This is a genomic window from Irregularibacter muris (assembly GCF_024622505.1).
Classification (GTDB): Bacteria; Bacillota; Clostridia; order Eubacteriales; family Garciellaceae; genus Irregularibacter; species Irregularibacter muris.
In genome coordinates this window covers 358,482-378,436 of sequence record NZ_JANKAS010000002.1, presented here as the reverse complement: position 1 = coordinate 378,436, position 19,955 = coordinate 358,482, and the positions used below count along the sequence as shown (strand labels likewise).

Here is a 19,955-nt window from a genome sequence, read left to right as displayed (position 1 = left end):
GGCCTAAGACTAGTGTTATTATTTAAAAAGAAAGTCAAAGCATAAAAAATTAAAAGTCATGTCATGTATAGAATCCTTTATCTAATAGAAGTAAAAATCTGCCAGATGAAAGGGGGGTAAACAGTGAGAGAAACGGGATATGTTGTCAGTGTGCAAAAGGAAATGGCCAAGGTTCAAATACAAAGGCATGCAGCCTGTGGAGATTGTGGAGCCTGCCAAATTGGACAGGAAAAAATGACCATGGAAGCCCTAGTGGAGAATTTAATTTCTGCTAAAATAGGAGATCGAGTAGAAATTGAAACAGAAACAGTAAATATTCTAAAAGCTTCTTTCATTATTTATGCCTTTCCGCTGATATCATTTATTGTAGGCACGGTATTAGGATATCAAATTGCAATCTCTATGGGGTATGACCACCCAGCTAATTTTATTGCTTTTGGAAGCGGTATTTTATTTACAATTCTGTCCTATCTAGTTGTTAAATTCAATGAAAAAAGATTTGTAAAAGATAAAGCATACCGACCAACGATATTAAGGATTATAGAAAATTAAAAATCCAATATTTATTGGATTTTAATTGTAAAATAGAAAAACATACTTTTCCAAACAGTGGCCTTAGACGATTTTTATTCAAACAAAAATATTGTCTACACCCATTGAAATATATTGATTTTAAGATTTTAAAAATAAGAGAGTGACTTGTTCACTCTCTTATTTTTTGCATATTTTGAAAAAAATAGGGCAATATAACATTACAAAATCTAAAAGAGAGGTGAATGTTTTATGCCTTTAGGAGTCCTTTTATTAAGTATTTTGACCATACTTATTTTGTTTGGATTTGCCCATACTGTTTTAGACAGAATGCGTTTAAATGATAAAACAGCAGTGTTTTTTTTCATAGCCATGATTATAGGAACATTTATTCCCAATATACCTCTGGGAAGTAAAATAGGGATTAACCTAGGTGGAGCAGTAGTTCCTATGGTTTTAGTGGTATATTTATTTGTTAAGGCAGGTACCGGAAAAGAGAAATTTAGAGCAGTTTTAGCTTCCATTATTTCCGCTGCCATTGTCTTTTTCTTAAGTAGATACTTTACAGGAGAGGAATATTCCTCAATCTTTAGCGATCCCTTTTTAATCTATGGTATAGTTGGTGGACTAGTCGCTTATATTATTGGGCGATCTAGAAGATCAGCCTTCATTGCCGGAATTATGGGTATAGTGCTGGCAGATATCGCTCAAGTAATAGCCAATATTGTTAATGGAGTGCCAGGAAGAATAAATATTGGGGGAGCAGGTGTAGTTGATTCAGTGGTTATATCAGGAATAATAGCCGTTCTTCTTGCAGAATTCATTGGAGAAGCAAGGGAAAAAATGGGTGGAGGAACCGATAAGAAGCATATGCATTTTGATCATGGAGAGTTTGCAAGTACTTTAGGAGAAAATAAAGTAGAGGACAATGATAAAAGCAAAAATGATTTTAATGAGGGAGGTAATAAGGATGAAAAGTAAAATAAAAGTGATCCTTCCCTCAATATTAATTTTAATATCTATTTTATTAGGCTCTATTACAGTTTATGCCGACGACTGGTATGAAGATGAGGGGTACTTTACAATATATATTGAAGATTCAAAGGAAACTCTATTTATGATTGCCCGCAAGGTTGAAGTTGGGGACCAGTATTTAAGCGAAGATAATAAATTATATGAAGTTACAGAGATTGACGATAAAGAGTACATCGGTTATGCGAAGTACAAAGAGGACGTGGAATTACCAGAGATTTCCTCAATAGAAGAGCAAGCATTGGTCTCAATGGCCCAAGGACAAGAAAGAAAAATTGGAATATACCACACCCATAGTGATGAATCCTATGAACCTTCTGATGGAACGTATAGTATCGATGGAAAGGGTGGAATATATAAAGTTGGAGATGCCTTAACAAAGGGATTGGAGAATAATGGAATAAAAGTAGACCATAGACAAAATCTTCATTTACCTCATGATGCTGGCGCCTATAGAAGATCAAGACCTACTGCCCAAGATACTTTGAAAAACGGACCATCGGCAATCTTTGATGTACATCGTGATGCCATTCCCCCTGAGCAATACGCTTTTAAGTTAAAGGATAAAGATGCTACAAAGGTAAGGATGGTTTTAGGACAAAGAAATCAAAATATTGAGAAAAATAAAAATCTAGCCTATAAATTAAAGGCTGTTGCAGATGAAATGTATCCAGGCATGATTAAGGATATATTTATGGGGAAGGGAAATTATAATCAAGATATGGCGCCTAATACAATATTATTAGAAATGGGTGCCCATAAGAATACTAGAGAAGCTGCTGAAAATACAGCCAATGCTTTTGCTGATGTCATTAAAGTAGCAGTATTTGGTGGAGAAGAAACCACGGCACCTACGCAAGAGCAACCAAGGAAGACCGTAAGAAATGATAATCCTGCTGCTACTGATAACACCGGTTCAGGCAAAGGAATCTTTATTGTACTAGCAGTTGCTGCAGTTTTGGGAATTGGTTTTCTATTTATAAGTAGTGGAGGTAAGGAATTACGTTCTAAATTCGGAGACACTTTCTCAAGTTTCATAGGGAGAAAGAAAAAATAAAAATAATGATAATATCAACTGTCAATACAATCATATGAACATTGACAAAGGTATCTATTCAAATTATTTTAATATTAGTAGAAAAACATGTACAATATAATATTATCCAGTTATTTAAGGAATAGTTGCTCTGTCACTTGATGCTGCAACTATTCCTTTATCTTTTAATAGAAAACTTCTTTTTGTTGCAGAAGCACTATGATTGCCCCATAAGAAGAGTTTGACTAATTTTCTGATGAAAAGACTAATTCTATAATGTTAGGAGAAAACTATGAGAATAATATATTATTATCCTAATAAGATCAAGAGAGAAAAACAGAATAAGGTGAAAAAACATGGAGAGCTTTTAGGAGGGAATTTAGATCCTAATGGATTCATATCCTATTTTAAAAAGGATAAAGGGGAAGAGGAAATATATACTATTCATAAAAAAGATAATCAATTACTTCTTAAAATAGTAAGAAATATCACACTGGATATATTAGAAAATAGAGATATCGATTTTATCCCCTATAAAAAATAAAAATCCAAGGGAGAGAATGAATACATGAAAATCATCTATTATTGTTATGGAGGGGCCCATTCTTCAGTGCTTTCAGCGGCAATTCATGTTGGAATGTTGCCTACTTACAGAATACCCCGAAAAGAAGAGTTTTTTTCCATTCCTAATTTTGATATTACAACCAATGATGAGATTGGAACCCCATTATATATGGGGATGGATATCTGGTATAATGAGGTATATTGTATGGGTCTGGGTCCTCTGAAAGAAAAGGCTCTATCTTCCATATTATTTCTTGAAAAACATAGAGAGGAATTTTTATGTGAGCAGGCAATTTTTATCTATGCCCTTCCCATAGTAGATGTGGGAGTAAGAATAGGAGGTTTTTTATCTAGGGGATTAGGAATAACATTTTTGGGAAGAACAATAATTATTCAGGGGTTGCAAAGAAGATATTTTGAATTTGTTAAGTTAGTTAATAGGGTAATATCCCATAATATTTTAAAAGATTCTAAAGAAGTTCCTCGTAACCTTTCTTGACGCTAATTATTAGGAATGATATTATAGCATAATGTGGAATTGAAGATTGTGTATTTATGGAGGCGTAATATGGATAATATTTTAATAAAAGAAGTAAAAACCAATAGTATTGCAGAGGAAGCCGGTATAGAGCCAGGAGATATATTAATCAGCATAAACGGTTATCCAGCGCACGATATTATTGAATATAAATATCTTATAACAGATGAAGAATTGTTGTTAGAAATTAAAAAAGACAATGGAGAATACTGGGATATAGAAATAGAAAAAGATTATGATGAAGACTTAGGATTAATTTTTGAAAGTGCTATCATAGATAAAGCTAGAGGATGTCATAATAAATGTATTTTTTGTTTCATTGATCAACTGCCAACTGGTTTAAGGAAAACTCTTTACTTTAAAGATGATGATACCAGATTATCATTTTTACAGGGAAACTATGTTACCCTAACCAATATAACAGATGAGGAAATTGAAAGAATAATAAAGTATAGAATTCATCCTATCAATATTTCAGTACATACCTCCAACCCTGATTTAAGAAAAAGAATGCTAAACAATAAAAGAGCAGATAGAATTATGGAGATTATATCAAAATTTGCAGATGCCCAATTGACGATGAATACACAAATTGTTTTATGCCCAGAAATAAATGATGGGGCAGAGTTGGAACGAACTCTAAAGGATCTATCCCAATACCATCCATGGATAAAATCTATTACCATTGTACCTGTGGGCATTTCAAAACACAGACAGTATCTTTATCCTTTGAGGGAATTTACCAAAGAAGAAGCAATTTATGTTATAAATCAAATTTCAGATTTTCAGGAGAAAATGCTAAAAACCTATGATACTCGATTTGTTTTTCCAGGAGATGAGTTTTTTATAAAGGCTGGAATTGATTTTCCTGACTTTAATTATTATGAGGGATTTGGTCAATTGGAAAATGGCGTGGGCATGGTAACTCTTTTTGCTCAACAGTTTAATCATTCCATAAATGAAAGAAATGATCAGCCTTTAGAAAAAAGATTCTCCATTGTCACTGGGCAATTAATTTTTCCCTATATGAAGGAGTTAATCCAAAAGATATCCCAAAAATGGAATCAAATACAAATTAATGTATTCCCTATAGAAAATCAATTCTTTGGAGAAAAAATAACAGTAAGTGGATTAATAACCGGACAAGATATTGTTGAACAGTTAAAGGACAAGCAATTAGGAGAATTTGTATTAATGCCTCAATCTATGCTGAAAGCAGAGGAAAATATATTTTTAGATGATTATACTCTTGATAGAGTGGCACAGGAACTAAAAGTACCAGTTTATCCTATAGAAGTAAATGGTGAGGAGTTAATCAAAAAGGTTTTTGAATAAATTTTAGGAGGTTGCAATATGTCAAAACCCATCGTTGCAATTGTAGGAAGACCTAATGTAGGTAAATCTACTTTTTTTAATAAAATTGCAGGCAAGAGAATTTCCATTGTAGAAGATACCCCTGGAGTAACTAGGGATCGAATATATGCCGAGGCTGAATGGATTGGGAACACTTTTACCTTGATTGATACAGGAGGGATAGAACCCTTTACAAAGGATATCATTTTGCATCAAATGAGAGCTCAAGCAGAGATTGCTATTGAAACAGCAGATGTTATTGTATTCATGGTTGATGGTAGAGAAGGGATTACAGCAGCTGATTATGAGGTTGCAAATATGTTAAGAAAGGCAAATCGACCCACATTAGTTGTGGTCAATAAAATTGAGGGAAAATCCCTTGAAAATAATGCCTTTGAATTCTATAATTTAGGACTGGGAGAGCCCATTACAATATCTGCCCAACAAGCATTGGGGCTTGGAGATCTATTAGATGAGATTGTTGCACTTTTTCCTAAGGATAAAAAGGGGATTGAGGAAGAAGATAAAATGAAAATCGCCGTAATTGGGAAACCAAATGCAGGGAAATCAACCCTTATTAACAAATTACTAGGGGAAAATCGGGTGATTGTTAGTAATATTCCCGGTACTACTCGAGATGCTATAGATACTCCTTTTTCTTACAATGGAGAGGATTATATCTTAATCGATACAGCGGGGGTAAGGCGAAAAAGTAAGATTGTTGAAAATGTTGAAAAATATAGTGTAATCCGTTCCTTCACTGGCATAGAGCGCTCTGATGTATGCTTGATTCTTATTGATGCTGAAGAGGGGGTTACGGAACAGGATACGAAAATAGCTGGCTATGCCCATGAGGAGGGAAGGGCTTCTATTATTATTGTAAATAAATGGGACATCATTGAAAAAGATACAAAATCAATGGATGCATATCGTAAGGACATTAGGAATAAATTATCCTTTATGGCCTATGCTCCTATTCTCTTTATTTCAGCGAAAACAGGACAAAGAGTAAATAAAATTATGGAATTGGTAAACTATGTATCCAATCAACATTCTATGAGAATCGCTACGGGGATGTTAAATGAGACGATAGGAGAAGCTGTTTTAATGAATCAACCTCCATCCAATAAGGGTAGAAGATTAAATATTTTATACTGTACACAGGCAAGTGTAAAGCCACCTACCTTTATTCTTTTTGTAAATGATCCTGATTTAATGCATTTTTCTTATGAACGTTATATTGAAAATCAAATCAGGAGTGCTTTTGGATTTGAGGGAACACCTATACGATTTATTGTTAGACAACGTAATGAATAGGTGGACATTAAGAAAATATCTATCTAGAAAGTAGGAGAGCTTAAATGATGAAGGAAACAATAAGTATAATTGGTGCGGGCAGCTGGGGGACAGCTCTCGGTATTCTTTTAGCTAAAAATGGTCATAATATTTATCTATGGCATAGAGACGAACAACTTGTTCATGAAATGCATGACAAAAGGGAGAATAGCAGATATTTACCAGGCATAAAGTTTCCTGAGAATATTGCTGTTTGTGAGCAATTACAATATTGTATAGAACATTCTAATATTATCGTACTTGCAGTGGCCTCCCATGGAATACGAGAAATTTGCAAAAAAATATCTCCTTTTCTTACAGAAACACATATTTTAGTTAATGTTGCCAAAGGTATTGAAAAGGATACCCTTCTTAGAATGTCTGAAGTAATAGCACAGGAAATCCCTAATAATGATTTAATTACGCTGTCGGGTCCCAGTCATGCGGAGGAGGTGGCCAGGGATATTCCAACAACGGTGGTGGTGGCAGGAGTAAATCGTAAAAAAACAGAATACATACAAGAACTTTTTATGTCCACTACCTTTAGAGTATATACCAACCCCGATGTGATAGGAGTAGAATTGGGAGGAGCTTTAAAAAATGTCATCGCTTTAGGAGCTGGTATTTCAGATGGTTTAGGTTATGGAGATAATACAAAATCAGCTTTGATGACTAGAGGAATTGTTGAAATCAGTAGGTTGGGTATAGCTATGGGAGCCAATATGTCAACTTTTGCCGGGTTATCAGGGATAGGAGATCTAATTGTTACTTGCACGAGTATGCATAGCCGCAATAGAAGAGCAGGAATACAGCTAGGTCAGGGGAATAGTCTTGAGGAAGTATTAAATAACATTGGAATGGTAGTAGAGGGAGTGAAAACCACCCGTGCAGCATATAATTTATCCCAAAAGTTGGGGATTGAAATGCCTATTACTTCTGAAATTCATGATGTACTCTATAACAATGGTAATGTGAAGGATTCAGTAATGAAACTAATGTTAAGAAATAAAACCCATGAGGTGGAAGAAGTAGCTCATAACACATCTTGGTAATGAATATTAAATAGAATGAATGTAGAATAGCTTGGAAATAACCAGGCTATTTTTTGTGGAATAGAAAAGCTGGTCTTGATCCCAAGGGGATGATAGTTGTTTTTTTATTATTTTTAAAAAAAGAGCCAATATGGCTCTAAACTATTTTCTGATATTCTTAATATCCCGCAAAAACTCTTTCTTTTTATTTGTAATATCCATATAAGTTTTTGTATCTATAACTCCATCTCTTAGTAAGGTTTCAGCTAGATTTAGGAAAGTATTTATTATATTATTAAGTTCTTTTAAATACTCGTATTCCATAAGCTACCTCCTAACTAATTTTAAATGATATTATGTTATATATTTGACACCATTCACAAAAGTCCTTCAATAGAAATAGGATTATTTCTAAATAAAAAAGACCAAGATGAAAATCTACGATTTTGTGTGCATTTTAACAAAATTGCTAAAACAAATAAAAAAAGTCCCAAACCCTTGGGACTTCGATGTTTTCTAAGATTGAAATGGTCTGAGTGAGAGGATTTGAACCTCCGGCCTCGTGAACCCCATTCACGCGCGCTACCAAGCTGCGCTACACCCAGACTTATATATTACTTGTATAGTATACAAAATATACAAATAATATGCAATATGTTTTTTTCATTTTATTAAGAGATTTTAGAGTATAACAATTGATTTTATCTAATTATATGCCAATATTTTAATATTAACACCATTTCCTCTACTTTTCGATATTAATCAATTTAGTTTCTTAAAGGATTATACAAATTAATCCACCATTACCTTCATTTATAATTCTGGTCAAAGTTTGTTGTAGCTTCATCTGGGATTCTTGGGACATTTTTGCTAGTTTACCTTGTAATCCTTCCTGCACAAGTTCATGTAAGGATTTTCCAAACATATTTGTCTCCCATAACTTGCCTGGATCATTTTCAAATTGGTCTAATAGATAATTTACCAAATCCTCACTTTGTTTTTCAGTTCCTATAATTGGTGCTACTTCAGCCTCTACATCAGCTCGTATAAGGTGCAAACTTGGTGCACTTGCCCTTAGTTTCATTCCAAAGCGATTTCCTTGTTTAACCATTTCTGGCTCTTCTAAGGTCATTTCCTCTACTGTAGGTGTTACTACTCCATAACCTAAAGTACGGACATCCTCTAAAGCATCTGCAACCTTATCATATTCTTTTTTTGCATAGGCTAATTCCTTTATTAATGCTAAAAGCTGATGTTCTCCATTGATATTATATCCTGATTCCTCACCTAGAATTTCATAGAATAAATTTTCCTTCAATTTCATTTGTAGGTTTGTTAGACCTTCACCTAAATTTATGTCTTCTATACCAATAGATGAAATACTTGCACTTTCTTTAAAATTACTTCCTATACTTTCCACATCTCTTAATTTTTGAATTTTTTCTACAGACAATTTTACATTTTCAATAATTTCATTTTGTAACCAATGCCCAGTCTCCAGACTTTCAGTCCATTTAGGAAGAGAAAAGGTTAATTCCTTTACAGGGAATTCAAATAATGTTTTTTCCAATATGAAGTTTACATCTTCCAAACTCATGTTTAAACAATCAATAGCTATAACTGGAACATCATATTTTTCATAAAGTTTATCCTTTAAATTTATAGTATCTGGATGTTCTGGATTAGTAGAATTTAATAGAATAACAAAGGGCTTGTTGATATCCTTTAACTCACTGATCACCCTTTCTTCTGCTTCTATATAGCTCTGTCTTGAAATATCTGTAATACTACCGTCTGTAGTAATAACAATCCCTATGGTAGAATGTTCATTAATCACCTTTTTTGTACCTAGTTCTGCAGCCTGTTCAAAGGGTACCTCTTCCTTTAACCAAGGGGTAGACACCATTCTTGGAAATTCATTTTCTTCATGGCCTAAAGCTCCTTTTACTAAATAACCCACACAGTCAATTAGTCTTACTTTGAATGAGGCATTATCCTTTAAAACAATTTCTACAGCTTCATTAGGTACAAATTTTGGTTCTGTTGTCATAATGGTTTTTCCCGATCCACTTTGAGGAAGTTCATCCTGTGTTCTTTCTTTAATATAGTTGTTTTCAATATTAGGCAAAACAAGTAATTCCATAAATCTTTTAATAAATGTGGATTTACCAGTACGAACAGGACCTACAATGCCTAAGTAAATATCACCTTGGGTCCTCTCTGCAATATCTTGGTATATATTATATGCCCCCACCTATATTCCCTCCTTAATAAATATCTTAATTTAATTAATGTTTATTCTCTTATCATTCAATTATGCTAAAAATACAAGGATGTCTATACTTGTCATAATATATATATGATTCTTAAACAGGATTATTCTTTGTTTTTTAAATTACATGTGTGCTAACCAGGCTATTTCTCTCATTATTCATTATTTTCATAGCAAATATAGAACAAATTGCAGGAATAAAAATATTTATGGAGAATTTTAATATAGTAGGTTATATTAGGAGTGAGATAAGGATGAATAAGAACAAAAAAACCCTATTGCTTTTGCTATGTATAGTGCTATTGATAGTTACTACTGCGTTTGTTAAAAAAATAAAACTAAAGACTATGGAGGTTAATATTACTACCTATGAGCAGGGAATTGATACTGCAGCTTTTATTTTACAAAATGAAAATATCATAAGTTTTAAAGGTGCAAATAGCATTCAATTCGATGTGGATGAGGGGGCTAAAATATCTCTTAATACGGTTATCGGTCATTCAGGGGAAGGGAATGTTAATACCCAAGAGGCCTTAGAATTGGATATTATTAATTGGAAGATAGAGAATGAACAACATAAAGATGAAAATATTTTAAATAGAGATTTAGAAAAAATAAATAAAGAATTAAAAGCCTTACAAAAAAAAATAGACCATTCCACTAAAAAAAATAAAAGAAAAGAATTAATGGCAAAAAAGGAACAACTAAATAATAAAAAACAAATTATTCTGGGGGCATTTAGATATACCTTTACAGATAAGAAAAGATTAATTGAGTTAAAGGACCAATTGGAAAAAGATGATGCTATTGCAGAGGGAAATATTACTTCGGAAAAGCTAGGTATTAGCTATCCAGGATATGTTTTTTTTCAGCGGGATGGATTTGAAAGCATATTACATAAGGATTTAATAGGTGATATCAATGAAAAATATTTTATAGATATTTTAGAATATGCCGATAAAAATACTAAAGACAAAAACCAATACAATAATAATGAACAAGTAATTAAATTTATAGACGATACAAAAATGTATCTTATAGCTAAAGTACCTCTCAACATCTTTGAGGAAAAGGAAGAAAAACTATTTTCTTTGAGGCAAGACCTTGATTCTTCGTGGAAAACAAGTGGTGATAGCAGTTTATATTCTTTTGTTGAAAAGAGGAAAGATATTCTTCATCAGTTTCCTAGAATAAAAATAAAATACAAAGATAAGGAGATTTGGGGGTATCTATTGGATATAAATAAAGATGATGTAAAGGATGAGAAAGTGGCTACCATAAAACTAGATACCAATAATCACCATTTGGTTGGACAAAGAAATATCAATGTTTATTTATATGATGCAGAATATAAGGGTTATCTACTGCCTAAAAGTGCTGTTATTACAAAAAATAAGGAAAAGGGAGTTCTTAAATTAAATAAAAATAGAGAAAAGCAATTTACTAAAATAGCCATAAAAAAAGAATTGGAGGATTTAGTTGTATTAGATCCTAAGGAAAATGCAGATATTAAACTAGGAGACTCAATCTTAATCAATCCATAAATTCACTTTTAATCACGGAAATGAAAGGATGACAAAAAATGAGAGATGATCAACAGATAGACCAAAATATAGAGGAAATATTAGACAATATAAAAAATGCTGCTGAAAAAAGTGGTAGAGGATTAGAAGATATTCACCTTATTGCAGTTACAAAAACTGTTGATGTACAAAAAATGAAATGGGTATCACAAAAAGGTCTGAATCATTTTGGTGAAAATAGGGTACAAGAATTACAAGAAAAGTATGATCAATTTGGTGATGAAATTAATTGGCATTTAATAGGCCACTTACAAAGAAATAAAGTAAAATATATTATCGACAAAGTACAATTGATTCACTCGGTAGACAGTATCCGATTAGCTCAAGAAATAAATAACCAAGCAGCTAAAATAAATAGACAAATGCCAATACTTATTCAAATAAATATCGCTCAAGAGGAAAGTAAGTTTGGATTTAAAACTACTGATATAGAGGAATGTATAGAGATTTTGTCAAATTATGACAATATTCTTATTAAAGGTTTAATGACTATTGCCCCCTTTGAGGAAAATATTGAAAAAACTCGTCCTATTTTTAGGGAATTGAGGGAAATATATGATAGAATAAAGAAAAATGAAAAGAATAATATCAATATGGAATATTTATCAATGGGTATGACCAACGATTATCTGATTGCAATTGAAGAAGGAGCCAATATGGTACGTATTGGCAGTGGAATTTTTGGAAAACGAAACTTTTAAGTATGGAGGGATAAATATGAAAAAGAAATTTATGGGTAAAGTGATGGATTTTATTGGATTGGGCGAGGATGAGGAAGAATTAGAATTTGAAGATATGGAAGATGATGAAGAAATTGAACCATATATTCCTATTAGCAATAAGGGAAAAATAGTGAACATACAAACCAATAGTAATGTAAAAGTGGTTTTAGTAGAACCCCTTTCATTTAATGATGCGCCCCAAATTTGCGATAATCTTAAAAATAGAAAAACCATAGTGGTGAATTTAGAAAAAGCTGATCATGAAGAAGCACGAAAGGTTTTTGATTTCTTAAATGGTGCGGTTTATGCATTGGATGGAAAAATCCAAAAGATAGCTAATGGGGTATTTATATTGGCGCCCAACAATGTGGATATATTAAGTGAAATAGGTGAAGAGATTAAAAATAAAAGTTTGTTTAATTGGCCAAATAAATAATGGAGGAGAAATATAATGTCATTACAATATACACTTTTAAGAGCAGGAAATTATTTATTTGAATTCATCAATATTTTAATTCTTATCCATGTGATTTTTAGTTGGGTTAGACCAAATCCAAATAACAATATTGTTAGGCTTATTTATAATCTTACAGAGCCTATTTTGGCCCCTTTTAGGAATTTGTCTCATCGATTAAACATTGGGGGCGGGATGATAGACTTTTCACCCCTGTTTGCTTTACTTGTGATTCAATTTTTAATACAACCCCTTTATCAGAGAATAGTTTTTTTAATATTTTAGCTTTATAGGGGAGTCAATTATAGGCATTTAGGAGCGAAGATGAAAAAGGAAAAAGATATTCTTTTAAAAGCTAAGGTGGAAGACTGTATAAAGATAGCCACCCTTAGCCATAGACATAAATTTTTATATTTTTTAGATCCTGGAGAACAACAATTCTGTAAAGAAATACTAACAAATATTAAGGGGATTCAATGGGAATTTTTTGGAGGATATGAGCATGCTGAACGTAAAATCCTATGTGTTTATTCTAGAGGAGAAGATTTAACTATTTGGGAATGGCCTATCACGGCATTTCACATAATCCCTAAGGATAATCAAAAAGATTTAAGACATCCTGATATATTGGGTAGTTTAGTTCACTTGGGCATTGAGAGAAATAGAATTGGTGATATCAATGTATTCCCGGAATTTATCCAAGTTTTCATAGCCGAGGAATTAAAGGATTTTATTGTATATAATCTAGAAAAAATTTCAAATATCCCCGTTCATGTAAAAGAGATAGGCTGGGATCAAGTAATGCCCTATAGTCCACCTTTTAAAGAAATATATATTACCTCTGCATCTTTAAGATTAGATGGTATGATTAGTAGTATTTATGGTCTTTCAAGAAAGGATTCCTCTGCTCTAATTATCTCAAAAAAAGTCAAAGTGAATTGGACAGATATAGAAAAACCAAGTGCTTTACTAAAGGAAGGTGACCTTGTATCGGTTAGGGGGAAAGGCAGGGTGCTCGTTAACCGAGTATTAGGAGAAACAAAAAAAGGGAATAAAAAAGTACTTATACATAAATTTATATAGGAAGGAATGAAAATATAATGATAACACCCATGGAGATACATAATAAGGAATTTAAGCGTAAAGTACGAGGCTATGATCAAGATGAGGTTGACGAATTTTTAGATAAAATCGTTGTTGATTATGAAAAGCTGTACAGAGAAAATGCCGAATTAAAGGATAAGATCAATTTGCAAAATGAAAAAATGGAACACTATACGAATTTGGAAAATACATTACAAAATACATTATTAATGGCACAAAAGGCATCAGAGGATATCGAAAAAAATGCAAGAAAGCAAGCAGAAAATATTATCCAAGAAGCAGAAAACCAGGGAAAAAGTATTCTTGAAGAAGCCAATAAAGAAATTATAAATATTATAAAGAAAAAAGAAGAATTGGTAAAAGATGTTAAAATATTTAAAACCAAAGTAAGCACTTTATTAGAAACACAAAAAGAAATATTAAATGAAATAGATGACATTGATAATAGAAAGGAATATGTAGAAGAAGAGATAGAATTTAATAATTAAGTTTTTCTATATATTTAATCTAGTAAATTTAATGTAAATAAGGGATGAATAAAAATAAGTGGGGAATTAATATTAATATTAATTCCCCACTTATTTTTATTAAAAAAGAAATATAGAGAGATAATATAAATATATACAAGTACTATCAAGGAGGTCTAATTGTGCAAGACCCTCAAGAGTTATTGGAAAAGATAAATGATAAAATGGAGAATATTTCAGTGCAATTAGAAAAGTCCAAAATAGAAGACTATGTTGATTTTATGCATAATTGGAAGAAACTTTTAATCAATAACTTTTTAGGCGGACTAGCAAGAGGAGTGGGGATGGCCATAGGATTTTCCGTACTAGGAGCATTAATCATATATCTTTTACGATATTTGGTATTGTTAAATCTGCCTATTATAGGAAGATTTATTTCTGAAGTGGTCAGAATAGTTCAAAATAACATATAAAAAACGAAGAGGTGATATCAATGGAGAAGAAGAAATTAAGACTTTATAAAGAACTACTTTTAAAAGAGAGAAGAGCAACTTTAAATACATTGGATAACATGGAAGAAAACCAATTCAATACTAATTTGAAGGATGAAGTAGATGAATTGTCAGTTTATGATAATCATCCAGCAGATATAGGAACAGAGACTTACCAAATGGAACTGAACTTTGCCCTAGAAAATCATGAAAAAGAGGCCCTTAGAAATATCCATGATGCATTAGAAAAAATTGAAAAAGGAAACTATGGTATGTGTGAAATATGCGGCAAGAATATTAAAGAAGAACGTCTTAAAGTAGCACCCTCTGCAAAATTCTGTCTAGAATGTTCAGAAGAAAGACAAATTCCCAAGGATAATGAAGAGGATAGACCTGTTGAGGAGGAGGTGCTTTTTCCCCCTTTTGGGAGAACCGACACTGATTATGATGATTCAGTTATTTATGATGGTGAAGATGCATGGCAGGATGTTGAGCAATATTCCACAGCTACTAAAATTGGCCGCAGAGATGAAGATAGAGGTGCAGTAGAAGAAGTAGAGCAGATATCCAACCAACAATATAAAGATCAATTGCCAGATTAATAGCCTATGGGAATTGTATAATCTAACCGATTTATGGTATAATCTGTAGGATAAAAATTATATAGCGGTGATGCATTTGGAAAATGGTATTGTATTAAATGTGGAAACAGAGGATGAAGGGAAAAGATTGGATATATACTTATCCGATCATATAAAGGATTATTCTAGAAATTCTATAAAGAAACTTATTAATGATGAGAATATCAAAGTGAATAATTTTTTTGTTAAGGCTAGTTATAAAGTGAAACCTAAGGATAATGTAGAAATTATATTTCCCACAACAACAGAGATAGCAATAGAGCCTCAAAATATACCCTTAGACATTGTATATGAGGATGATGATATTATTGTTATTAACAAGCCCAAAGGTATGGTAGTCCATCCAGCACCAGGCAATTATAGGGATACCTTAGTTAATGCTTTATTATATTATACACCGTCCTTATCCCAAATAAATGGAAGCTTACGGCCAGGGATTGTCCATCGGATTGACAAGGATACTTCTGGATTATTAGTGGTGGCAAAAACCGATACTGCCCATATAAAGCTAGCTCAGGAACTAAAGGAGCATAATATTACCAGAAAATATAGGGCATTAACAGAGGGCGTCATAAAAGAGGATTGTGGAAGAATTGATGAGCCCATAGGCAGGCATCCCATAGATCGAAAAAGAATGGCTGTTGTGTCTAAAAATGGGAAAAGAGCGATTACCCACTATAAGGTTTTAGAAAGGTTTGATAAAAATACTTTAATAGAGGCCAAATTAGAAACGGGAAGAACCCATCAGATTCGTGTTCATATGGAACATATAGGCCATCCCATAGTGGGAGATCCAGTGTATGGATATAGGAAGCAAAAGTTTAACTTAAAGGGGCAATTACTCCATGCTAAGGAACTGAGTTTTCTCCATCCAATCACCAATGTACCCCTAAAGTTTAAATGCAACCTACCAGAAGACTTTTTAAAAATTATCAATATACTAAGGGTTAAGTAAATTTACTTAACCCTTTTTATTGATAAAATATTTTCTTCTTTAGGGGTGATGAATATGGTTTTATTGTGGTCATAAATAACCATTCCCGGCTTTGCTCCCTTGGGCTTTCTAACATATTTTATTTGAGTAAAATCTATAGGAACGTTACTGGATTTTTTAGCCTTACTGTAATAGGCAGCCAAGGAAGCTGCTTCTAATAAAGTTTTTTCAGGGATATCATGATAAGAGAGATTTTTCACGACCACATGAGAACCTGGTATATCCTTAGTATGAAACCATATATCCTTGTCTGAGGAAGCCCTAAGGGTTAAATGATCATTTTGACGGTTGTTTTTTCCCACATAGATGTCATAACCATCACTGGATTTAAAATGCAATGGCGAAGAAGATTTGACTTTAACAGTATTTTTTTTGCTAACAGGAGATAAATAGCCTTCTTTTCTTAATTCTTCTTTAATCTCTTCAATATCTTCATGATCGGTTGTATTTTCTATATTGGCTACTTGGCTTTCGAGATAGTAGATTTCGTCTTTGGTGTATCTTATTTGGATTTCTAACTGCAGAGCAGCATTTTTACTTTTATTATATTTTTTAAAATATTTTTGTGCATTTTCCGAGGGAGTAAGATTGGGGTTAAGGGGAATTTCAACCTCCTCTTGATGTTCTGAATAAAAGTTTAATAGAGTAGCTTTGTCCAATCCCTTTTTAATAGAATAAATGTTGGAAATAATCAATTCCCCATATAATTTATAAATTTCAGCTTCTTTGGATAATTGATATTCTTCTTGTTGAACTCCTAATTTTTTATAATTTCTATCTAATTTATTTTGCAGAAGATGTAATAATCCACTATTTTTTTGTTTTATTCTTTCTAACTTATCTCTTTCATAATAGAACTGTTCCAAAAGCATAGAGATAGAGTTGAAATTTTTAGTCATTAGAGATTGATATTGTCTGAGAGGTATAGGTGAAAAATCTATCAATTTTGTTTGATTTTCATTATATATCATAACAGGCATAAACTCTTTATTTTTTACTTGATCTATGACTTCTAAAAAGCATCGTAATAAATAGTTTTTTTGCTCTATAGATAAACTTTGCATAGGTGTGTCATAGTGAATGTGGCTTCTATAACAAATCTCCCTAGAGATAATTGGGCTAATGCCAGTAAAATTTTCTAAAAGGAACTTTTCTATTTTTTTATTTGGAGGATAGTCATCTATTAAAGATGTGATCTCCTTTTCTCCTACTTCTAATGGGTTGATTTTATTGTGATTGGGTGGATAAATATATTCTTTGCCAGGCAAAACCTGCCTGTATCGACTGATATTTGAACCCACTTTTTTTATGCTATCTATGATGATATTGGTTTTTTTATTTAAAAGGATGATATTACTGTGACGTCCCATAATTTCTATAATCAGGGATCTCACCACTCTATCTCCTAATTCATTTAGAGTTTCGATATCCATCTCAATTATTCTATCCATAGAGAATTGATCTATGGATAGGATTCTGCCCCTGGATAAGATCTTTCTAAGCAACATACAAAAATTAGGAGGGGAAAGGGGATTAGCTTTAGATTTTTCTGTTAGATATACTCTGGGATTATTAGGATTAGCAGAAAGTAGCAATGTGCATTTATCCCTTTTGTTACTAATATTAATATGTATTTCATCTCTTTCAGGCTGATATATTTTATCTATCCGTCCATCTATAAGTCTGCCGGATAATTCATCTATTAAGGCTATCGTAGTAATACCGTCAAATGCCATAAAAATCCTCCTTATTATATGATTAATTCATTTTAACATTTAATCATATAATTATAAAGGAATCCTTATAATATACAAAAACAAGATTAAAAATTATATAAACTTTAGCTTTATGGTATAATACATAAATAAGTGATCATTATTTTTAAAAACAAAAAATATATAAATGTATACATGATCAAAGATACAAACATCTCAAAGAGGGTTAGTTTATGAAATTTACTAAAATGCATGGATTAGGTAATGACTTTGTCCTAATAGAGGATAGGGAAGAAAAACTCAATCTTACTCCAAAACAAATTTCACATATTTGTCATAGACATTTAGGTGTAGGTGCAGATGGGCTTATCCTCATTCAACCTTCTAATAAGTGTGCTGTAAAAATGGTTTTTTATAATCAGGATGGTAGTAGAGCGGCTATGTGTGGAAATGGAGTTCGCTGTTTTGCCAAGTATGTATATGATCACGGAATAGTTCAAGAAACGTGTTTTTCCATTGAAACTAGGGCTGGAAAAACCAATGTAAAAATTATTGAGCAAAAAAATGCGGATACAATAGTACAGGTAAATATGGGAAAGGTAGATTATAATCCTTCCAATATTCCAATGAATATTGATAAAAAAGATGCTTTGGATGAAGTAGTGTATATTAATAATCAAGAAATTGTTTTTTCTTCAGTATTAGTGGGTGTTCCCCACTCCATCATAGAGGTGGATCATTTAGAAACTTATCCTGTTGAAAGAATAGGTCGGACTCTAGAAAATCATCCCTTATTTCCGGAAAAAACCAATGTGAATTTCATAGAGATTGTCAATCGCAAAGAAGTGAGGGGAGTAACTTGGGAAAGAGGAGTAGGACTCACTCTAGCCTGTGGTACGGGAGCCTGTGCTATTGCTGCAGTATTAAAAGAGAAGAGAAGGATAGATTCCCCCGTCAGGGTACATTTGCCAGGAGGGACACTAGAAATAAATTTTGCGGGGGAACATATATTAATGACGGGACCGGCTGAGGAAGTTTTTACAGGAAATTTATCTTAGAAGAAGGATTATTATATTTTGTATAGAATTTTAAATTTTATATGAAAGCAGCTATGGTCGTATTTATACATTAGGAAAGTTTGATTCCTTGCAAGCAAGACAAATTTTACGACTTTATAAAAAAATATTGAATGTTTTTGGAAGGATGAATATAATGAAAAGCATGACCGGTTTTGGAAGAGGAGAATCAAAAGATAATCATTATGATTTTTCCGTGGAAATTAAAACCATCAACAATAGATATCGGGATTTTTCCATACGTATGCCTCGACAACTAAATAGTATAGAGGATAGGATTCGAAGGAAAATTAATGAATTTGTTGCCCGAGGAAGAATTGAAGTACATATTCGGTTCCAATCTTTGAAGGAGCAGGAAAAAAAGGTAAAAATAGATTTAGCCTTGTTAAAAGGATATTATAGCGCTTTAAATCAAATAAAAAATACATTTCCAATGCTAGAAAAAGATATTGGTATAGAGTTAATGGCTCGGTTTCCTGAAGCTATTCAAGTGGAAGACAATGAATATGATGTAGAAGAGCTTTGGGAATCTTTAAAAGGAGCACTCAATAAAGCACTAATCCAATTAGATTCTGCTAGAATAGAAGAAGGAAATAATTTAAAGAAAGATTTGCTTTACCGATGTGAAATAATCGAAAAAAAAGTAGAAAATATTGATGCTTTGGCACCAGAGATTGAAAATGAGTATAAAAAACGCCTTGCCGAAAAGATCATTGAATATACCGGCAATTTTGAAATAGATGAAACTAGACTAATGACAGAAGTGGCGATATTTGCTGATAAGTCTAATATCACTGAAGAAATTATTAGATTATATAGCCATATGAAACAATTTAAGAATACTTTTAAAAATGAACTTGTAGGGAGAAAGCTTGATTTTATTGTCCAAGAAATGAATAGGGAAATTAATACAATCGGCTCTAAGGGAAATTCATATTCCATATCTAGAGAAGTGGTAGATATTAAAAGTGAATTAGAAAAAATTCGCGAGCAAATACAAAATATTGAATAAAGAG

Annotated in this window: 22 protein-coding genes and 1 tRNA gene; 19 read left to right on the top strand and 4 right to left on the bottom strand. The window is 32.3% G+C overall.

The features are described 5' to 3' along the window. Nucleotides 1-123: 123 nt before the first annotated feature. The 8 genes from NSA47_RS04265 (at nucleotide 124) to NSA47_RS04230 (ending at nucleotide 7,441) form a co-directional block, all read left to right on the top strand. The gene (locus tag NSA47_RS04265) at nucleotides 124-552 is read left to right on the top strand and encodes a SoxR reducing system RseC family protein (RefSeq protein ID WP_257529656.1); all 429 of its coding nucleotides are present in this window, start codon (nucleotides 124-126) and stop codon (nucleotides 550-552) included. 231 nt (nucleotides 553-783) lie between these two features. Next, a complete protein-coding gene (locus NSA47_RS04260) occupies nucleotides 784-1,512 on the top strand; it encodes a DUF1614 domain-containing protein (protein WP_257529655.1) in 729 nt (242 codons plus the stop codon). Next, nucleotides 1,502-2,620: a stage II sporulation protein P gene (gene spoIIP / locus NSA47_RS04255; protein WP_257529654.1), complete on the top strand. Its 1,119-nt coding sequence runs from the start codon at nucleotides 1,502-1,504 to the stop codon at nucleotides 2,618-2,620. Before NSA47_RS04260 ends, spoIIP begins: the two co-directional genes overlap by 11 nt. A gap of 271 nt (nucleotides 2,621-2,891) precedes the next feature. After that, a complete protein-coding gene (locus NSA47_RS04250) occupies nucleotides 2,892-3,143 on the top strand; it encodes a hypothetical protein (RefSeq protein ID WP_257529653.1) in 252 nt (83 codons plus the stop codon). Between the two features lie 24 nt (nucleotides 3,144-3,167). Further along, nucleotides 3,168-3,662: a DUF3189 family protein gene (locus tag NSA47_RS04245; protein ID WP_257529652.1), complete on the top strand. Its 495-nt coding sequence runs from the start codon at nucleotides 3,168-3,170 to the stop codon at nucleotides 3,660-3,662. Between the two features lie 69 nt (nucleotides 3,663-3,731). Then, nucleotides 3,732-5,036 carry a DUF512 domain-containing protein gene (locus NSA47_RS04240; protein WP_257529651.1) on the top strand — a complete coding sequence of 435 codons (1,305 nt, stop codon included), beginning with the start codon at nucleotides 3,732-3,734 and terminating at the stop codon, nucleotides 5,034-5,036. An 18-nt stretch (nucleotides 5,037-5,054) separates the two neighbouring features. Continuing rightward, the gene (der, locus tag NSA47_RS04235; RefSeq protein ID WP_257529650.1) at nucleotides 5,055-6,371 is read left to right on the top strand and encodes a ribosome biogenesis GTPase Der; all 1,317 of its coding nucleotides are present in this window, start codon (nucleotides 5,055-5,057) and stop codon (nucleotides 6,369-6,371) included. Nucleotides 6,372-6,418: 47 nt separating this feature from the next. Then, complete coding sequence (locus NSA47_RS04230; RefSeq protein ID WP_257529698.1) at nucleotides 6,419-7,441, top strand: NAD(P)H-dependent glycerol-3-phosphate dehydrogenase; 1,023 nt, start codon at nucleotides 6,419-6,421, stop codon at nucleotides 7,439-7,441. A gap of 141 nt (nucleotides 7,442-7,582) precedes the next feature. Here the strand turns inward: NSA47_RS04230 and NSA47_RS04225 are convergent, their stop codons facing one another. The 3 genes from NSA47_RS04225 to spoIVA all read right to left on the bottom strand — a co-directional run bounded on the left by NSA47_RS04225 (nucleotide 7,583) and on the right by spoIVA (nucleotide 9,674). Continuing rightward, nucleotides 7,583-7,744: a hypothetical protein gene (locus tag NSA47_RS04225; RefSeq protein ID WP_257529649.1), complete on the bottom strand. Its 162-nt coding sequence runs from the start codon at nucleotides 7,742-7,744 to the stop codon at nucleotides 7,583-7,585. A 204-nt stretch (nucleotides 7,745-7,948) separates the two neighbouring features. After that, nucleotides 7,949-8,025, bottom strand: a tRNA-Pro gene (locus NSA47_RS04220). 170 nt (nucleotides 8,026-8,195) lie between these two features. After that, a complete protein-coding gene (gene spoIVA, locus NSA47_RS04215; RefSeq protein ID WP_257529648.1) occupies nucleotides 8,196-9,674 on the bottom strand; it encodes a stage IV sporulation protein A in 1,479 nt (492 codons plus the stop codon). A 272-nt stretch (nucleotides 9,675-9,946) separates the two neighbouring features. Here spoIVA and NSA47_RS04210 point away from each other — a divergent pair, with 272 nt between their 5' ends. The 9 genes from NSA47_RS04210 to NSA47_RS04170 all read left to right on the top strand — a co-directional run bounded on the left by NSA47_RS04210 (nucleotide 9,947) and on the right by NSA47_RS04170 (nucleotide 16,109). Further along, nucleotides 9,947-11,236 carry a biotin/lipoyl attachment domain-containing protein gene (locus NSA47_RS04210; protein WP_257529647.1) on the top strand — a complete coding sequence of 430 codons (1,290 nt, stop codon included), beginning with the start codon at nucleotides 9,947-9,949 and terminating at the stop codon, nucleotides 11,234-11,236. Nucleotides 11,237-11,274: 38 nt separating this feature from the next. Beyond that, nucleotides 11,275-11,976, top strand: coding sequence for a YggS family pyridoxal phosphate-dependent enzyme (locus NSA47_RS04205; RefSeq protein WP_257529646.1), 702 nt, complete (start codon nucleotides 11,275-11,277; stop codon nucleotides 11,974-11,976). 16 nt (nucleotides 11,977-11,992) lie between these two features. Further along, nucleotides 11,993-12,433 (top strand): cell division protein SepF, encoded by a 441-nt coding sequence (locus tag NSA47_RS04200; protein WP_257529645.1) that lies wholly within the window; start codon nucleotides 11,993-11,995, stop codon nucleotides 12,431-12,433. Nucleotides 12,434-12,448: 15 nt separating this feature from the next. Then, the gene (locus tag NSA47_RS04195) at nucleotides 12,449-12,736 is read left to right on the top strand and encodes a YggT family protein (protein WP_257529644.1); all 288 of its coding nucleotides are present in this window, start codon (nucleotides 12,449-12,451) and stop codon (nucleotides 12,734-12,736) included. A 39-nt stretch (nucleotides 12,737-12,775) separates the two neighbouring features. After that, nucleotides 12,776-13,534, top strand: coding sequence for a YlmH family RNA-binding protein (locus NSA47_RS04190; RefSeq protein WP_257529643.1), 759 nt, complete (start codon nucleotides 12,776-12,778; stop codon nucleotides 13,532-13,534). Nucleotides 13,535-13,563: 29 nt separating this feature from the next. Next, nucleotides 13,564-14,043 (top strand): DivIVA domain-containing protein, encoded by a 480-nt coding sequence (locus tag NSA47_RS04185; protein WP_257529642.1) that lies wholly within the window; start codon nucleotides 13,564-13,566, stop codon nucleotides 14,041-14,043. A 161-nt stretch (nucleotides 14,044-14,204) separates the two neighbouring features. Next, a complete protein-coding gene (locus tag NSA47_RS04180; RefSeq protein WP_257529641.1) occupies nucleotides 14,205-14,495 on the top strand; it encodes a DUF5665 domain-containing protein in 291 nt (96 codons plus the stop codon). Nucleotides 14,496-14,515: 20 nt separating this feature from the next. Beyond that, complete coding sequence (locus NSA47_RS04175; protein WP_257529640.1) at nucleotides 14,516-15,115, top strand: TraR/DksA C4-type zinc finger protein; 600 nt, start codon at nucleotides 14,516-14,518, stop codon at nucleotides 15,113-15,115. Between the two features lie 70 nt (nucleotides 15,116-15,185). Beyond that, nucleotides 15,186-16,109: an RluA family pseudouridine synthase gene (locus NSA47_RS04170; RefSeq protein ID WP_257529639.1), complete on the top strand. Its 924-nt coding sequence runs from the start codon at nucleotides 15,186-15,188 to the stop codon at nucleotides 16,107-16,109. 2 nt (nucleotides 16,110-16,111) lie between these two features. On the opposite strand, the gene NSA47_RS04165 is transcribed toward NSA47_RS04170, so the two are convergent. Continuing rightward, on the bottom strand, nucleotides 16,112-17,884 hold the full coding sequence (locus NSA47_RS04165) for an Rqc2 family fibronectin-binding protein (RefSeq protein ID WP_257529638.1): 1,773 nt from the start codon (nucleotides 17,882-17,884) through the stop codon (nucleotides 16,112-16,114). A 212-nt stretch (nucleotides 17,885-18,096) separates the two neighbouring features. Between NSA47_RS04165 and dapF the strand changes: the two genes are divergently transcribed. Together dapF and NSA47_RS04155 are read left to right on the top strand one after the other, a co-directional pair. Next, nucleotides 18,097-18,921, top strand: coding sequence for a diaminopimelate epimerase (gene dapF / locus NSA47_RS04160; protein WP_257529637.1), 825 nt, complete (start codon nucleotides 18,097-18,099; stop codon nucleotides 18,919-18,921). 154 nt (nucleotides 18,922-19,075) lie between these two features. Further along, nucleotides 19,076-19,951 carry a YicC/YloC family endoribonuclease gene (locus NSA47_RS04155; RefSeq protein WP_257529636.1) on the top strand — a complete coding sequence of 292 codons (876 nt, stop codon included), beginning with the start codon at nucleotides 19,076-19,078 and terminating at the stop codon, nucleotides 19,949-19,951. Nucleotides 19,952-19,955 lie beyond the last annotated feature (4 nt).